Source organism: Pelagibius sp., from assembly GCF_028281305.1.
In the GTDB taxonomy this organism is placed as follows: domain Bacteria; phylum Pseudomonadota; class Alphaproteobacteria; order Kiloniellales; family Kiloniellaceae; genus Pelagibius.
Window position 1 is genome coordinate 167,033 of record NZ_JANQKD010000023.1, and the last position, 15,885, is coordinate 182,917.

Consider the following 15,885-nt stretch of genomic DNA (forward strand, 5'->3'; position numbering starts at 1 on the left):
AGCGCGTTAGCGCGTTGCTGGGACCAGCATCTCCATGTCCACTTCAAGCGCGTTCGCCAGTTCGCTGAGGACGGGAACGGACAGGTTCGCCTTGCCGGACTCGACCTCGGAGAGGTGGCTCTTGCTGATGCCGATGCCCTTCGCCAGTTCGGTCTGTTTCAGTCCGCGGTAGACGCGCCAGACCTTCACAGCGTTCTCGCCGTCGAGAATGGCGTTGACCACCTCGGCGGGGAAGGTCTCCTCGTCGCGCGTCGCCTCGTAGGCCCGGCGGGACTTGTTGTCTTCGGCTGCCTCGACCAGTGCGTCAAAGTCTGCACGGGGCAGGGTGACTGTTTCAATGACGCGCGTTCCCTGGCGTGCTTGTTTGGAAATGGGCACAAATGCCTCGGTGTTTCTCGAGCTCTTGCTGATGGTCATCGCAGAACCCGCGATGGTCTTGACGTCGCGCGCCTTCGTGCTGCCGCTGCGCGCGGTGGCTGGTTTGCTCGAACGTCCGCTGCGAGACTTCTTCATCCTTCTTCCTCCTCCTTCACAGATCTTCCGTATCGCCTGTTATCTCTGCACCTCCGTATTCATCGGTATGCGCTGCCGCGCGGCTCGATTTCAAATACTTCGACGGTTCCTGTGTCGCGGTCGATGGTCATGGAGACCCGTCGTTCCCCGACCCGAAGCCTGAACCCGTTCTTCATACCCTGCAAGGGTTTGAGGTTCGGGTGGTGGCCGAAGGGGTCCTTCGCCACCGCTTCGATGGCCGCCCTGATGGCTTCCGCCCTATTTCTCGGCATGCGGATCAGACGCTTCGCCGGGGTCTTTTTGTACGTCAAGTCCATGTCGAAATGTTCGCTCATATCGAACTTTTTTGCAAGAATAAAGTTCGGTCACGGCGAACTTTTGCGGCTCGAGGAGTTCACGTGACCCGGCGCGGCAGCCAGCAGTTCACCGACTTCTTTGTCCGCGAAGTGCGGGAGCGCACCCGGATCGTCCACCTGATCGGGCGGGACGTACCGCTGACGCGGCGGGGCGGGCGGCACTGGGGGCTTTGCCCCTTCCACCAGGAGAAGACGGCGTCCTTCACGGTCAGCGAAGAGCGCGGCTCCTACAAGTGCTACGGCTGCGGCGCGCGGGGTGACGCCATCGACTGGCTGAAGGACCACCACGGCTTGGCCTTTCGCGAGGCGGTCGCCGAGCTTGCGGTGCAGGCGGGCCTGATCGCCGACCGAGAGGGGCGGACGCTGCCGCGCAAGCCGCCGGTACCGCGCAAGAGCGAGGAGGAAGCCTCCCAGGACCGGGCGCGGTCCATCGCCTGGGCACGCAGCCGCTTCGCCGAAAGCCGACCCGCCGCCGGGACCTGGGTCGAGCGCTACCTGCGGCGGCGCGGGATCACCATTCCTATCCCGCCGACCATCCGCTTCCATCCCGGGCTGAAGCACAAGGGTACGGGGCTGATCTTTCCTGCCATGGTCGCAGCGGTCCAGGACGGCCAGGGCCGCATCACCGGCATCCACCGGACCTTCCTGCAGCCCGGCGGTCTCGACAAGGCCAATGTCTGCGACCCCAAACAGATGGCCGGTGCCTGCTGGGGCGGCTGCGTGCGCCTCGGCCCGGTAGAGCGCGAGTTGCCGATGGGCGAGGGGATCGAAACCTCTCTTTCCGTTCAGCAGGCCATTAAGCGCAGCTGCTGGGCGGCGCTTTCGGTCGGCGGCATGGGCGCAGCCGTCCTGCCGCGGAAGGTCGAGGGCGTCATCCTCTGCGGCGAGCGGGACGTGAAGGATCAGGCTGCCTACGACGCACAGATCGAGGGCGCGGCCCGCTGGCACCACGACCACGGTCGCTGGGTGCGCATCGCTTGGCCCGGCGAGGGCCAGGACTTCAACGACATGCACCGGGAGCAGGCCTGATGCAGAAGCTGCTCCGACTCGTCGTCATCTCGGTCTGCCTGAGCTTCTCCACGGCGGCTTCCGCCTGGACCTGCATGGAGGACCCGGAGAATTTCAAACTCGACCACTGCCGCGCGCCCAGAGCCTTCCGGCGTGCGGTCCGGCGGCGGCCCGAACTCTCGATGCGCAGGCACAAGGCCGCGCAGGTGGAGATGGGCCGGCTCGACGAGGCCAGGGCCGTCAACAGGCGCGTCAACCGTTCGATGATCTACACGCCCGAGGCGGTCGACGACTGGCTTTCTGGCAGCGACTGCGACGACTATGCGCGGCAGAAGCTGCTCGATCTTCTCGACCGGGACTTCCCGCGCGGGGCGCTGCGGCTGGCCATGGGGCGCACGCCCGAAGGCGTCTACCACCTCGTCCTTCTGGTGGATGCCGCCGACGGCCAAACCCTGGTCCTCGACAACCGCAACGACCACGCCCTGCCGATTGAACACAGCAACGTGACGTTCCTGCTCTGGCAGAGCCCCGGGACCGATCTGTGGCAACGCGCCGAGGCCAAGCCGCTCGACTTCGGCGGCGTCTGGGCAGCCAGCACGGGGACGCGGTGATGGGAGCGAGGCGGAGCGGGCCACAGAAAGGAGATTGCATGACTCAGACACAGGAACTCTCCCCGCAGCCCAGACTGCGGTTTCCACAGGGCGTCCGGCGTCGGCGTCCTGTGATGATTACCGCGCACTGGGAACGCTACTGGTACGGCGGGGAGCGCTGCGCGCTGATGGTGCTGCCGCAGTCGTGGATCGCGGTGGTGCCACGCCGCGCGACCATCACGGGCAAGCGGATCTGGCTGATCGTGGTCGGCGAGACCTACCGCAATACGGCGCCCCTCCGCTTTCTGGCGGTCAGCCGTCGCGGGGTGCGGGACACGGTGCGCGAGGCGCAGCGCCGGCTCGGCTGGGACCTGGTCCTCTCCCCTTGGGGCGAGTTGCCGGGAGCGCTGCTGTGAACCCCCGGGTGAAGCGTGCGCGGATCCCGGCGGCGGCCCTGGCGGCCCAGTCCTCCTCGGGCCGCTGCAATTCCCGGCGGGTCGATCCGCTGCCAACGCCAGGCGCGTACCGCTATTGCGACGACCGCGCGAGCGTGAAGACGCGACACTGTCTCTCCTGCCGCGAGCCCTTCCGTTCCGTGAATGCCGGCAACCGGATCTGCAGCGGTTGCATCGCCCGGGTGAGCAAGCAGGTCGAGGGCTGACGATGGCGGTCAGGCTTCTCGTCGGCGATGCCCTGGAGCACCTTCGAACGCTGGCGGATGAAAGCGTCGACAGCTGCATTTGCTCGCCGCCCTACTGGGGCCTCCGCGATTACGGCGTCGAGGGACAGATGGGCCTGGAGGCGAGCCTTGGCGAACACCTGGAGGCCATGGTGGGGGTCTTCGCTGAGGTCCACCGGGTCCTCAAGCCGGGGGGCGTGCTGTGGCTGAACTACGGCGACTGCTATGCGGCCGAGCCCAACGGACGCTCCGCAGCGGAGACCAAGGCCAAGGGGGGCGACGACCGCACGTTCCGCGACAAGCCGATGAAGACCACGGGGCCGATACATCCGCCGGTTGCCGGCAAGCCCTTCGAGACACCGAAGGGCGCAGGCCGCCGGGGCGGCGGCAAGAATGCTGCGGGGCCGGTCTTCGATGCCGACTACCGCCAGCGCACGACCGGGGGGTTGCATCTGGCTCGGCGGGAGGACGTCAAGGGGCGGGTGGTGGCCGGGGGATACCTTAAGCCCGGGGACCTCTGCATGGTCCCGAACCGGCTGGCCATTGCCCTGCAGGAATGGGGGTGGTGGGTCAAGGCGGAGTGCGTCTGGGCCAAGCCTAACGCCATGCCGGATTCTTCCGGGGTCAGCCGTCCGGCGACGGCACACGAGAAAATCTTCATGCTGACCAAGTCGGACCGGGTGAACCTTTGGCGGGCACGGGATACGGGCGAGATCTCCTACGATCCGGATCACAGCGAGATGGCGGTGATGAAGTCGACCAAGGATCAACGGCTCGGCAAGCGCTGGATCGCTATGCGCCATCACTACGATGCCGAGGCGGTGCGGGTCCCGGCAGACCCGGAGAGCCTGGCACGCTACGAGCGGGGCCGCTCCGACGACCACAAGTGGGCCGACGGCGGCCCGGGCGGACAGACCATCGCGCGAAGTTTTCGCGGCATGCGGCAACCGAAAGACAAGCAACGGGGTCACGCGCGAGAGCATGCGGGCTTCAAGGAGCGCTGGGACCAGATGACCCGCGAGGAGCAGCAGGCCAACGGTCGCCTGCTGCGCAATTACGAGCCCGCCCCGCCCGTGGTCTGGGAGATGCCGACGGCGTCCTTCGCCGAGGCGCACTATGCGACCTTCCCGCCTGAGCTTGTGGAGCGCTGCATCCGGGCGGGCTGCCCGATGGGCGGGACGGTGCTGGACCCCTTCGGAGGGGCGGGCACAACAGGTTTGGTGGCGGAGGCCATGGGACGGAACGCGATCCTGATCGAACTGCATCCGGATTATGCCCGCATGGCCCGGCGGCGTATCCGGACCGGCCTGGGGCGGGTCGAGGCAGACCTGCCTGATGACGGACCCGAGGGGCTGCCCCTCTTCGGCGGGGCGTCGCGGTGATGGGGGCGCAATCTTTGCGCCCTAATCCGCATTTCGGCGGCGGGCTATCCAGGGGCGACAGGGTGATGAAGGGACGGGCATGAGCCGAGCAGCGCGAGACGGCGCCAGGGAACGCCAGCAAGCAGCGCACGCGAAGCGTGGCCACGCTTCAAATCCGCCGCGCGCCGCCGCCTCGCCGCCGCCTGAGCCGAAGGCCGAGCGCTGCGGGATCTGCGGCGGTCGCGGCACCTACGGCTATTTCGGCAAGCCCTACTGCGGCGATCACCTGCCGGACGACTTCTGGAACGTGAAGCGCAGGGCGGAAGGCGAGCCGGTGCCGGAGCGCACAGTATCGCCACCGCGGCGGCAAGGGCCGGACCAGGGGTGCCTGTTCTGATGCCCGGTCAGGCAAACCCATCCGGCGAGGCGGGTATCCGCGACGCCATCGACCAAGCGGAAGTCGTGGAGTTCCCGCAGGGCGGCGGCGACGGCGATTCGCTCAACCTTGCCTGCGCCTATCTGCCGAAGAACGACGTCGGCAACGCCAAGCGGCTGATCAAGCGCTACGGGCCGGACCTGACCTATGTGGAAGGGATCGGCTGGTTCTGCTGGGAAGGTACGCACTGGGATGGCGAGCGCGGCGACCTGGAAGCGCAACTGCGGGCCCACTGGACGGCGGGCGATGTCAAAGAAGAAGCGGAGGCCATTGTCGATGATGGCCCGTTCGAGGATGAGGCCGACAAGGATTTTCAGGAGCGGGTCGCGAAGCATCGGTCCTGGGGTGTGGGCTCCGGCAACTCGAACCGCATTCACTCGATGCTGCGCGAGTCCGTGCCCTACCTCGCTCGGCGTCTGGAGGACATGGACGCGGACGCCTTCCTCTTCAACGTCCAGAACGGGACGCTGCACCTCGGGCCGGCGGGCGACGACACCGAGGGCGTGTGGCTGAAGCCCCACGACCGCGCCGACCGCATCAGCAAGGTCGCGCCGGTTGCCTTTAAGGCGGCGGCGGACGCGCCGATTTTTCAGGCCTTCCTGCAGCGCATCCTGCCGGACCCGGAGATCCGTGGCTTCGTGCAGCGGTGGTTTGGCTACTGCCTGACAGCGGACACCTCGGAACAGGCGCTGGTGCTGTTCCACGGCCAGGGGGCCAACGGAAAGTCGACCCTTATCGAGGTGGTGTCCTGGATCATGGGCCGCTATGGGCTGGCGCTGCCCTTTGCCTCGCTGCTGCACGACGACAAGCGGCGCGGCTCCGAGGCGACGCCGGATATCGCCCGGCTGCCAGGCGCGCGGCTTGTGAGCGCGAGCGAGCCCGAGATCGGCCAGCGCTTCTCCGAGTCGCTGCTGAAGTCGCTGACCGGTGGCGAGACCATCACGGCGCGGCACCTGAACCGCGACTTCTTCGAGTTCCAGCCCACCTTCAAACTGGTGCTGTCGTTCAACCACAAGCCCTCGGTGCGGGGTCAGGACGAAGGGATCTGGCGGCGGCTCCTGATGGTGCCTTTCGATGTCACCATCCCGGAGCCGGAGCGCGACCGTGCGCTGCTGTCGAAACTGAAGGACGAAGGCAGTGGCATCCTGAACTGGCTGCTCGACGGCTTCCGGCTCTGGGTCGAAGGCGGACTGGCGGTGCCGGACGGGGTGCGGGCGGCGACCGATGCCTACCGCAGCGAAAGCGATCCCGTCGGCCAGTTTCTCGCCTCGGCGACCAGGCACGACCCCGGTGCGACTGTGCAGGCCTCCCGCCTCTACAAGGCCTATGAACTCTGGTGCAAGGACAGCGCGGTCACGCCGCTCAAACAGACCGCCTTCGGCAAGACGCTGGGCGACCGCGGCTACAAGCGCTCGAAAATCGGGACCTACTACTACAGCGATCTGGCCTTGGAGCCGGGATACGATCCCGACCTCCAACAGCCGGGGGATCAACCTTATGGCGACGACTGAGGGCATGGGACGGATGTCCCCAACCGTCCCTACCGTCCCTAACCGTCCAGAAAAAAGGCGAGGGATATCATAGGGTTTGGACAGTTGGACGGTTTGGACGGTTTTCCACACCGCATGAGGCGGGCGCGCGCGCTATGCGTAGGCCCTGAAAACGGTCCAACCGTCCAAGAACCATTGGAAGTCATTGAAACGCCAACTATCTGCCGAGCAGCAACCGTCCAGAAAACCGTCCATGGGAAGTCGCCTCCTTGGACAGCTGTCCGGGTGAAACGAATGAGAACTTTGGCCTAGGGTGAAGATCATGCACAGGGAAGAAATCGATATCGAAAGGCTGCTGATCTGGACTTATCAGACCAAGGCGGCCGACAAGGTGGCCTCCCGCCTCAGCGGCATCGGGCCGGGGCCGGTCACGACGAACGCACAGGGCTTGATGCACATGGCCGCGCTCGGCTGCCGCATCGATCGGTCTGGACCGGGTGTCCCGACAGCGGGTGCCCAGGATCTCGACCCAGATGCGGAGGCCGTGCATGAGGCGGTACTCGCCTTGCCCCAGTCGGATGGCGCACTGGTGTGGCGGCATGCGAAGACGGCCACGCGCCCGGACTTCATGCCGGGCGCTTCGACAAGGATGTGTCCCGTGCTCCGCGGCAATGGAAAACCGAAGATGGTTTACCGCGATAGGGCTTGTACCAAACCGTCTTACTGTCTCATTGAGGCCGACCCACCGCAGGCGCGCATAGACTTCGTGCGCAGGACTTACAAGCAGTGGTGGGACGCGATGGCGGCGCTCGTCGAGACGCTGGTCATGCGGGCGTTCACGGTGACCGGCCCTTCGGCGCCGCGCGCGCCCTGGAAAGGAGAGCCCTTGACGAAGCAGAAAAAAGTTGACTACCTTTCGGCACAGTGAAGTAGGTTCATCGACCGAAGCCCGCCCGACACCCGTCGCGGCGGGCTTTCTCTTGCGCGGAGCCAGCCATGTGATTGACCTCTCGGTGCGCTCGAACATCAAAGAGCTCGAGCGCTACCTCACCCGTGTTCAACGCAGGCAACTACCCTTCGCGACGTCGCAGGCTTTGAATGGGACCATCTTCGCTGTGCGACGGCGCATCGTTGGGCGCACCTTCGGGGAGGCCTTCAAGATCCGCAACAAGCGGTTTCCCTCCGCAGCCATGCGGGTGAAGAAGGCGACCAAGAAGCGCTTGGAGGCGACGCTCTTTGATCGCCTGGGGCGGGACTATCTCCAGCGCCACACGACAGGGGGGACCAAGCGTCCCTTCACGGGGCGGCGATTGGCGGTCCCGACACGGAAGGTCAAGCGAACGGGGACGGGCAAGGTGCCACGGTCGCTGCAGCCGACGACGCTGCGGAACAAGCCGAACGTCTTCGTTGGCCGGTTCAAACGTCCGGAGGCTGGCCTCTGGCGGCGGACCAAGGCGGGGGTGCAACTGCTCTACACGATGCCGCAGACCGCGCGCATCGACCGAAGCTTCCGCTTCTATGAGGACGCCACCGGGGTGGTGAACCGACAGTTCAACCGCCGCTTCTTCGTGGCTCTGAAGCGGGCGCTGCGCACCGCAAGGTGACCGAGGGGCCGATGGGTCCTTCCGGCGCGCAAACGGACACGGGGAACGCGCCACCGCGGAAGTGTTGAAACTGTCAGCGAAATCAGACCGTTAACTTTCCATTGGTGTTGATGTTGTCGGAGCAAGACACAACGACGGCGGATCTGCCCGAGGGGCCGGTGCTGCTGAACAAGGGCCAACTGGCGATGGCCTTTCGTGTGTCCTTGCCGACCATCGACCGCTGGAAGCACGCCGGCATGCCGATCGAGGAGCCCGGCAGCAACGGCAAGCCTTACCGCTGCGACCCGGACAAGGTCTTGGCGTGGCGGCGGGAGGAGGAAGGGCGCGAGCAGGCGCAGCGCGCAGCGGAGGCGGAGAGGATCGCCGAACTGCACGGGCAACTCGACCTGCAGGGCGGCTCCGTCGATGGCCTGGACTCCCTGACGCCGAAGCAGCGCCAGGCGTACTACGAAGCCGAAGCGGTGCGCATGAAGGTTGACCGCGAGAGAGGTCTGCTCTGCGAGACCGAGGCGGTCAAGGCGCAGTTCGTCGAGGTGTTCTCGTTCTTGAGCGGACGCCTTCAGGACTTGCCCGATTTCCTTGAGCGCCGCTGCAACCTCTCGCCCGAGGCGGTGGAAGAACTGGCGGCGGCTGTGACCGAGTGGCAGCGGCGGCTTGCCGATGACCTGAGGACGGAGGCCCTGGACGATGGCCGCAACACCGCCGCTTGAGCCGCCGCCGCTGCAGGCTTTCCAGGACCCGAGCGTCTTGCGCGCCGAGGCCTCCGAGTTTATGGCACCGCCGATTGGGATGTCCGTCAGCGAAGCCGCGGAGCGGTATCACTTCGTCCATAAGCCGGGCGGGTACAGCGGCTTCTGGAGCAACGAGGACACGCCCTATCTCGTCGAGCCGATGAACTCGTCGCTGCGGCGGCGCTTGTCGGGGACCGTATTCGTCGGGCCGGCGCAGTGCGGCAAGACGGCGGGCCTGGTCATCAACCCTATCGTCTACGCCGTCACCTGCGATCAGGCAGACATGCTGGTGATCCAGACGACGTCGGCCATGGCGCGCGATTTCTCGAAGCGCCAACTCTCGCGTCTGAACCGCTTCAGCCGCGAGGTCGGCAACCGCCTTGACCCGACGAAGGGCAGCGACAACGTCTTCGACAAGCACTATCGCGGCATGATCCTGTCGCTGGGGTCGCCGACCATCAACGATCTATCGGGGCGGCCGATCCCGCGCGGGATCATCACCGACTATGACCGCACGCCGCCGGACGTGGACGGCGAGGGCGAGCCCTTCGATCTGCTGCGCAACCGCGCGAAGACCTACGGGTCTCGCGCCTGGACGGGGGCCGAGTCCTCGCCAGGACGCCCGGTGCTGAACGCCAAGTGGAAGCGGACGACGCCCCACGAGGCACCACCGACCACCGGGATCCTCGCGCTCTACAACCGCGGGCACCGCGCACGCTGGCAATGGGAGTGCCGGCACTGCCGGGACTTCTTCGAGGGGCACTTCGGCCTGTTGAAGTGGGCCGACAGCGCGGACATCGAGGAATGCGCGGAGTCGGTCGAGATGATCTGCCCGCTCTGCGGGGGCTTCTTGCGACCGGAGTGGAAGCGCGAATTGAACGCCGAAGGGATCTGGGTCGGCGATGGGCAGGCGGTGGTCGATGGCCGGTTGGTCGGCGATGCCCGGAGAAGCGACATCGCGTCCTATTGGCTGAAGGGGCCGGCGGCGGCTTTCCAATCGTGGCAGAGCCTCGTGCGCAACTGGCTGACCGCGAAGGCGGAGTGCGACCGCACCGGCTCCGAGGAATCGCTGAAGGTCACGGTTAACACGGATCAGGCGGAACCCTACCTGCCGAAGGCGGCGCAGGTGGAGTCGTCGCTGGAGGCCGAAGAACTGATCGAGCGGGCGGAAGCATACCCGCTCGGTGTCGTGCCGGAGGGAGCGGTGTTCCTGACCGCTGCGGTCGACGTCCAGGCGAACCGCTTCGAGATCCTGGTTCGGGCCTGGGGGCCTGGGATGGAGTCCTGGGTCGTCGACTTCTTTTCTGTCTATGAGACGGAAAACCGCGACGGCAAAAAGCGCTTGATCAATCCCGCGCTCTACAACGAAGACTGGGATCTGCTGCGCGAGATGATCATCGAGAAGCGCTATCAGCTTGCGAGCAGCGAGGGCCTGGAGATGGCGATCCTGCGCACGGTCATTGATTCCGGCGGCGCGAAGGGTGTCACCCCACGCGCCTACGACTTCTGGCGACGCTGCCGCAAGGACGGCCTTGGCCGACGGGTTCTGCTCTCGAAGGGCGCGAGCAAGCTGACGGCTCCGCGCGTCATGCGGCATCTGCCGGACTCACAGCGCAAGGACCGCAAGGCAGCGGCCCGCGGTGAAGTGCCGGTCTTCTTCTTCAACGCGGACATCCTGAAGGACGAACTGGACAGCCAGTTGCGCAAGGAAGAGGGCGGCGATCTGGCCGTCCATCTGTCGCGGGGGCTGCTGGAAGAGAAGCCACCGCACCCGTTCTTCGAGCAGATCACGGCGGAAACGCGGGGGCCGGACGGGAAGTGGCAGAAGGAGAAGGACCGAAACGAGGCGGTCGACCTGATGGTCATGGCCCACGTCGGCGCTCTCCAGGCCAAGGCTGAAAGGATCGATTGGAAGGCCCCGCCGGTCTGGGCCCAGGCGGCGACGGTCAATCCCTATGTCACGCCGGTCTTGCCCGTAGCCGAGGACCCGGAGGACGACGCGCCGCCAACGACCGCCCAGAAGGGCCGCCGCATCGTCCGCACCGGGCGGCGATTGAACTAGGAAGAACGATGGCCAAGACCTACAGCGAACAACTGGACGAAGTGCAGACCGCCATCGCCAAGATCGAAGCGGGCGGCCAATCCTGGAGCATCGGCAACAGGAGCTTCACGCGAGCCGATCTCGGCGAACTGTACCAACGTGAAGAACGGCTGACGCGCCTGGTTCGCCGGGAGAGCCGTGGTGGCATCGGCGTCAAGCGCGCTGTGCCGGACGTGCGCTGAGCCATGGCCAAGACGAAGAAGCTCCCGACCCGAAGCCTGCTCGACCGGGCCATCGCGGCGATCAGCCCCAGTGCTGGCGTGCGCCGCGTCAGGGCCAAGGCCGCCTTGCACCGCTACGATCAGGTTGCGAGCGGAGGTTGGGGCGGTTACGGCGGAGCGGACCGCCGCAAGCGCAGCCTCAAGCGGTGGAACGCGCCGGACGGATCGGCCGACTCGGTCATTGCACCGGATCTGGTCGAGTTGCGGCGCGCATCACTGGATCTGGACCGCAACATGCCTCTGGCGACCGGCGCGTTCCAGACCATCGCGTCTTCTGTGGTGGGCACGGGGCTGACCCTGCAGTCGCGGCTCGACCGTGACTTCCTCCGGTTGACCGAGGAAGAGGCGAGCGTCAAGCAGCGGGAGATCGAGCGGCTGTGGCGGCATCTCGCCAAGCGCGCCGATTGGCGGCGGCAGGTGCATCTGGGGGTGCTGGAGTACGTGGCCCTCTATTCCTGTCTGGCCTCGGGCGACTGCTTTGCTTTGCTGCCGATGGCCCGCCGCCCTGGCGATCTGTTCGGCTTGAAGGTGCAGCTGATTGAGGCGGGGCGCGTCTGCAACCGAGATCATGTCGCCGACGGCCCGACCCTGGTCCAGGGCATTGTCCTTAGCGACGACGGCCGCCCGCTCGCCGCGCACATCGCCAACAAGCATCCCTTCGACTTCGGGGCCGGGGTGCCGATCGAGGCGAAGTGGGAAACGGTGCCCTTCTATGGTTCGGGGTCTGGCCGGCGGAACCTGTTGCATATCTTCGATCCGACGAGACCGGATCAGACACGGGGCGTGCCGATCCTGGCTCCTGTGATCGAGGAACTAAAGCAGCTGTCGGACTATAGCGGCGCGGAGCTTATGGCGGCGGTTGTGAACAGCTGCTTTTCCGTGATCGCCAAGACGGATGACGGGGAAGGTATGGCGGCAGATCCTGGGCAGATCCAGGACGCAAAGGGGCTGGAACGCTGGGAAGTGACCTTCGAGCCAGGCATGGTGCTTGAGGGACTGTCCCCCAACGAGACCATAGAGAGCTTTACCCCGGGCCGCCCCAATCCGCAGTTCGAGGCCTTCTTCACGGCGGTGGTCCGGCAGATCGCGGTGGCGATCGGGCTTTCCTTCGAGGTGCTGATCCGGCACTTCACAGCCTCATATTCGGCAAGCCGGGCGTCGCTCCTGGAGACCTGGAAGATGCTGCGGCGGCGGCGGGCTCTACTGGTCTCGATGCTCCATCAGCCGCTCTACGAGGAGATGCTGGCCGAAGCCGTCGACAGCGGACTGATCGGGCTGCCCGGCTGGGAGGACCCGCTGGTGCGCGATGCGTGGTGTTCGGCGGAGTGGACCGGTCCGTCGCCGGGCCAGATTGACCCGAAGAAGGAGGTCGACGCGGCCCGCGAGCGCGTGGACATGGGCGTATCGACCCTGCAGCGCGAGACGGCCGAGATGACCGGCGGAGACTGGGAATCGAACCATGCGCAGCGCAGCCGCGAGAGAGCGGCAAGGGTGCGCGACGGACTGGAAGGTGCCGCGGTCCAGGCGGGCGCGGCACCGGTGCCGGCGGCAGACGAGGAAGGCGACCGGGGGATGGACCGCCCCGAGGACGAAACCCAGGAGGAAAACTGATGCGCGCGCACGATCTGCCGCTCCTGGCCCGGAGCCGGGTCTTCAATCGGCCCCTTGTCATCACAGCGGACAAGGCAATGGAGATCGTGGCGGTTCTTCGCGAACGGCTGAATGTCTCGGAGGTGCAGGTCCCGGCTTTGGAGGCGGTCTACTCGGCAGACGACCTCGACGGCATGGCCGTGCAGGCGGCCGCACGGACCCAAGGCGAGCGGCGGCGGACCTTCGACATGATCGACGGCGGGATCGCCGTGATCCCGATTATCGGCACCCTGGTCAACAAGCTCGGCTCGATCGATCCCTACAGCGGCATGACCGGGTATGACGGCATATCGGTCAAGCTTCAGGACGCGCTAATCGACCCTGAGGTGCAGGGGATTGCGTTCGACATCGAGAGCGGGGGCGGCGAGGTGGCGGGCTGCTTCGATCTGGTAGACGAGATCCACGCCGCGCGCAGCGAAAAGCCGATCTGGTCGATCCTGACCGAGTACGCCGCGTCGGCGGCCTATGCGATTGCCAGTGCCACTGACCGGATCATCATGCCGCGCACAGGCATGGTGGGCTCCGTCGGCGTGGTCTGCATGCACGTCGACTGGTCGGAGTTCCTGTCGAAGGAAGGCGTCAAGGTCACCTTCATCCACGCGGGCAAACACAAGGTCGACGGCAATCCCTACGAGCAGCTCCCCGACGACGTGCGGGAGAAGATCCAGGAAGAGGTCGACGCCGTCAGGCGGATCTTCGTTGCCTCGGTGGCGCGTGGCCGGGACATGCCGGAAGCCGCCGTCTTTGAAACCGAAGCACAGATGTATCAGGGAGAGACCGGTCTCGCCGCCGGTCTCGCCGATGCAATCATGGCACCGCGGGAGGCAATGGAGGCCTTCCGGGCGCACATCGAGGGCCGCGACGAAGTCGTGGCCGCAACCGCGCTGGCAGGGTCCACGCGCAGCAATGAGGAGCAAACCATGGAGCGCAGTCGCGTCTATGCCACGGCTGCCGAGGGCGGCACCAGCAAGCCGTCCAAGGCCGCCGAGGGCGAGCAAACGTCTGAGGAACAGGAAACCCAGGCTAACGACGACGAGGAGCGGGAGGACGAAAAGGAGATGGAGGAGTCGGACGCCGACGCTGGCGAAGATACCGCCGCGGCATCGGCGGCAGCGGCGTTCGCCGCGACCAATCCAGCCGCCGCAGAGTTCCTCCGCCGTCAGGGCAGCGACGCGGAGCATACGCGCCTGATGCAGATGGACCAGTTGGCCGAGCCGGGCGAAGGCGAACTCCTGGCGCAGTTCAAGGCCGACCGCTCCATGGGCGTCGCCGCCGCGGCGCTGGCCTTCGCAGAGCAGCGCAAGCAGCGCCGCGCGGGGCGCCAGGCGGCGCGGCAGGACGATGCACCCCAGGCGCAGCCGACCGCAGCGCCCGATGCCGACGGCAAGGTTGCCAGTGGGAAGGGGACGCCCCGGCAGAAGGCGGAAGACGGCATCGATCGTGAAGCCAAGAAGATCCAGGCGGCAGAGCGCATCACCTACGAGCAGGCCTACGTGAAGGCCTGCGAGCAAAACCCGGAACTTTACAAGGTCCTGCGCGCGGCGTAGCGCCGGCGACCGCACGCTTCGCCCGCACAAGCGAACCATCAAGACGAGGAACAGAAGATGGCAACCTATCAAAGCCTGCACAACATCACCCTGGTGGCTGGCGCGGACCTCTCTGCCAGCCAGTACCGCTTCATGACCGTCGCGGCGGACGGACAGATCGACCCAACCGGCGATGGGGCGAACGCACACGGGGTGCTTCAGAACAAGCCGAGCGCTGCCGGCGAGGCAGCCACTGTCGCCATTGCCGGGGTCAGCAAGGTCGTGGCCGGCGCGGCGGTGGCGGCTGGTGCCTCGGTCGCCTCCGACGCCAATGGCGGTGCCGTACCACCGACGGTCGGCGAGGAGAAGCTCGGTACCGCGCTGGAAGCCGCCGGGGCGGCAGGCGAGATCATCGAAGTCCTGCTACAGCTGGGGCCCGGTCAGCCGAACTGATCGATCCTGATCGCCCAGGCTGCCGGGGCGTCCTGCGGCAGCATCATGAACCGCGGCCCGCCGGGTGCGCGGTTTTTTCATGCGAGAAGAAAGGAAGGATCATCCATGAATCCGACATCCGGCGACGTCCATGTCAACAGGCCGCTGACGAACATGTCAGTTGCGAACTGGCAGTCGGACGACAACTTTGTGGCCGACCGGGTATTCCCGATCTTGCCAGTCGAGCACAAGAGCGACGTCTATTACATCTTCAACCGGGGAGACCTGGCGCGCGACGAGATGAAGATTCGGGCTCCGCGTTCCGAGTCCGCCGGGAGCGGCTATCGCGTGCAAGCCGACGATCCTTATCTGTGCCGGGTGCGTGCCTTGCACACGGATATCGACGACGAAACGCGCGGGAACACAGACTCGCCCCTCAACAATGATCGGGCGGCGGTCAACTTTCTGAACCAGAAGGCCCGCATCAATCGGGAGAACCGCTTCATCACCAGCTACATGGCCTTGACGGTGTGGTCGGGTGAAGTGACCGGCGTGGCCGCTGCGCCCGGAGCGGGGCAGGTGTTGAAGTGGAGCGACCCGAACTCGACGCCGATCCAGGACATTCGGACGGCCAAGACGGCGGTCCATGTCCAAAGCGGCGGCTTCATGCCGAACACCCTGGTGATTGCTCAGGATGTGGAAGACCAACTCGTCGATCACCCCGACATCGTTGACCGGGTGAAGTACGGGACCCAGGACGGGGTCTCGACGGTAGACCTTTCCGAACTGGCAGCCCTCCTGAAGCTCGACCGCATCATGACGATGCGGGGCGTGGTCAACGCCGCCAAAGAAGGGGCCGCCGATCCAAGCATGGCCCTGCTCGGCAGCGGTAAGGCCCTGCTGGCATATGTGCCGCCGAACCCTGCAATTGAGACACCGGCTGCGGGGTACACCTTCGTGTGGCGGAACTATCCGGGATCGGGCGCGCAGGGCCAGAGGATCAAGACCTTCCGAGTCGATACCAAGAACTCGGACCGCTACGAGATCGAAACGGCAGACGATCAGAAGCGGGTCTCTGCCGACTGCGGTCACTACTTCCACGACATCATCTAGACCCCGCGTCTCAAGAGGCGGGGCGCAGACGGGCCGGCTCACGCCGGCCCGCTTCTCACATGGCATCGGAGGGC

Annotated in this window: 18 protein-coding genes; 16 read left to right on the forward strand and 2 right to left on the reverse strand. The window is 66.1% G+C overall.

Annotation, left to right across the window (positions count from 1 at the left end; all coding sequences use genetic code 11):
* Positions 1–6 precede the first annotated feature (6 nt).
* Complete coding sequence (locus Q0982_RS06695) at positions 7–513, reverse strand: helix-turn-helix transcriptional regulator (protein ID WP_299393230.1); 507 nt, start codon at positions 511–513, stop codon at positions 7–9.
* Between the two features lie 59 nt (positions 514–572).
* Positions 573–848: a type II toxin-antitoxin system RelE/ParE family toxin gene (locus Q0982_RS06700; RefSeq protein WP_299393232.1), complete on the reverse strand. Its 276-nt coding sequence runs from the start codon at positions 846–848 to the stop codon at positions 573–575.
* Positions 849–911: 63 nt separating this feature from the next.
* Here Q0982_RS06700 and Q0982_RS06705 point away from each other — a divergent pair, with 63 nt between their 5' ends.
* The 16 genes from Q0982_RS06705 (at position 912) to Q0982_RS06780 (ending at position 15,811) form a co-directional block, all read left to right on the forward strand.
* Complete coding sequence (locus tag Q0982_RS06705) at positions 912–1,898, forward strand: CHC2 zinc finger domain-containing protein (RefSeq protein WP_299393234.1); 987 nt, start codon at positions 912–914, stop codon at positions 1,896–1,898.
* Positions 1,898–2,488 (forward strand): transglutaminase-like cysteine peptidase, encoded by a 591-nt coding sequence (locus Q0982_RS06710; RefSeq protein WP_299393237.1) that lies wholly within the window; start codon positions 1,898–1,900, stop codon positions 2,486–2,488. Before Q0982_RS06705 ends, Q0982_RS06710 begins: the two co-directional genes overlap by 1 nt.
* Before the next feature lie 38 nt (positions 2,489–2,526).
* On the forward strand, positions 2,527–2,883 hold the full coding sequence (locus Q0982_RS06715; protein ID WP_299393240.1) for a hypothetical protein: 357 nt from the start codon (positions 2,527–2,529) through the stop codon (positions 2,881–2,883).
* Between the two features lie 8 nt (positions 2,884–2,891).
* Positions 2,892–3,128, forward strand: a complete 237-nt coding sequence (locus tag Q0982_RS06720) for a hypothetical protein (RefSeq protein WP_299393243.1) — start codon at positions 2,892–2,894, stop codon at positions 3,126–3,128.
* Positions 3,129–3,130: 2 nt separating this feature from the next.
* Positions 3,131–4,528, forward strand: coding sequence for a site-specific DNA-methyltransferase (locus Q0982_RS06725; protein WP_299393244.1), 1,398 nt, complete (start codon positions 3,131–3,133; stop codon positions 4,526–4,528).
* Between the two features lie 79 nt (positions 4,529–4,607).
* On the forward strand, positions 4,608–4,904 hold the full coding sequence (locus Q0982_RS06730) for a hypothetical protein (RefSeq protein WP_299393247.1): 297 nt from the start codon (positions 4,608–4,610) through the stop codon (positions 4,902–4,904).
* Positions 4,904–6,454 (forward strand): phage/plasmid primase, P4 family, encoded by a 1,551-nt coding sequence (locus Q0982_RS06735; RefSeq protein ID WP_299393249.1) that lies wholly within the window; start codon positions 4,904–4,906, stop codon positions 6,452–6,454. The genes Q0982_RS06730 and Q0982_RS06735 overlap by 1 nt, the downstream gene beginning before the upstream one ends.
* A gap of 301 nt (positions 6,455–6,755) precedes the next feature.
* Entirely contained in the window at positions 6,756–7,361 is a 606-nt protein-coding gene (locus tag Q0982_RS06740; protein WP_299393251.1) for a hypothetical protein, read from the forward strand.
* Between the two features lie 70 nt (positions 7,362–7,431).
* Positions 7,432–8,037 (forward strand): hypothetical protein, encoded by a 606-nt coding sequence (locus tag Q0982_RS06745; RefSeq protein ID WP_299393254.1) that lies wholly within the window; start codon positions 7,432–7,434, stop codon positions 8,035–8,037.
* A 110-nt stretch (positions 8,038–8,147) separates the two neighbouring features.
* A complete protein-coding gene (locus Q0982_RS06750) occupies positions 8,148–8,747 on the forward strand; it encodes a DUF1441 family protein (protein WP_299393256.1) in 600 nt (199 codons plus the stop codon).
* The gene (locus Q0982_RS06755; RefSeq protein WP_299393259.1) at positions 8,725–10,830 is read left to right on the forward strand and encodes a phage terminase large subunit family protein; all 2,106 of its coding nucleotides are present in this window, start codon (positions 8,725–8,727) and stop codon (positions 10,828–10,830) included. The genes Q0982_RS06750 and Q0982_RS06755 overlap by 23 nt, the downstream gene beginning before the upstream one ends.
* An 8-nt stretch (positions 10,831–10,838) precedes the next feature.
* A complete protein-coding gene (locus Q0982_RS06760; protein ID WP_299393262.1) occupies positions 10,839–11,051 on the forward strand; it encodes a hypothetical protein in 213 nt (70 codons plus the stop codon).
* Positions 11,052–11,054: 3 nt separating this feature from the next.
* A complete protein-coding gene (locus tag Q0982_RS06765; protein WP_299393263.1) occupies positions 11,055–12,701 on the forward strand; it encodes a phage portal protein in 1,647 nt (548 codons plus the stop codon).
* Positions 12,701–14,287, forward strand: coding sequence for a S49 family peptidase (locus Q0982_RS06770; RefSeq protein WP_299393266.1), 1,587 nt, complete (start codon positions 12,701–12,703; stop codon positions 14,285–14,287). Before Q0982_RS06765 ends, Q0982_RS06770 begins: the two co-directional genes overlap by 1 nt.
* Positions 14,288–14,344: 57 nt before the next feature.
* Entirely contained in the window at positions 14,345–14,719 is a 375-nt protein-coding gene (locus Q0982_RS06775; RefSeq protein WP_299393268.1) for a capsid cement protein, read from the forward strand.
* 105 nt (positions 14,720–14,824) lie between these two features.
* On the forward strand, positions 14,825–15,811 hold the full coding sequence (locus tag Q0982_RS06780; RefSeq protein WP_299393271.1) for a hypothetical protein: 987 nt from the start codon (positions 14,825–14,827) through the stop codon (positions 15,809–15,811).
* Positions 15,812–15,885 lie beyond the last annotated feature (74 nt).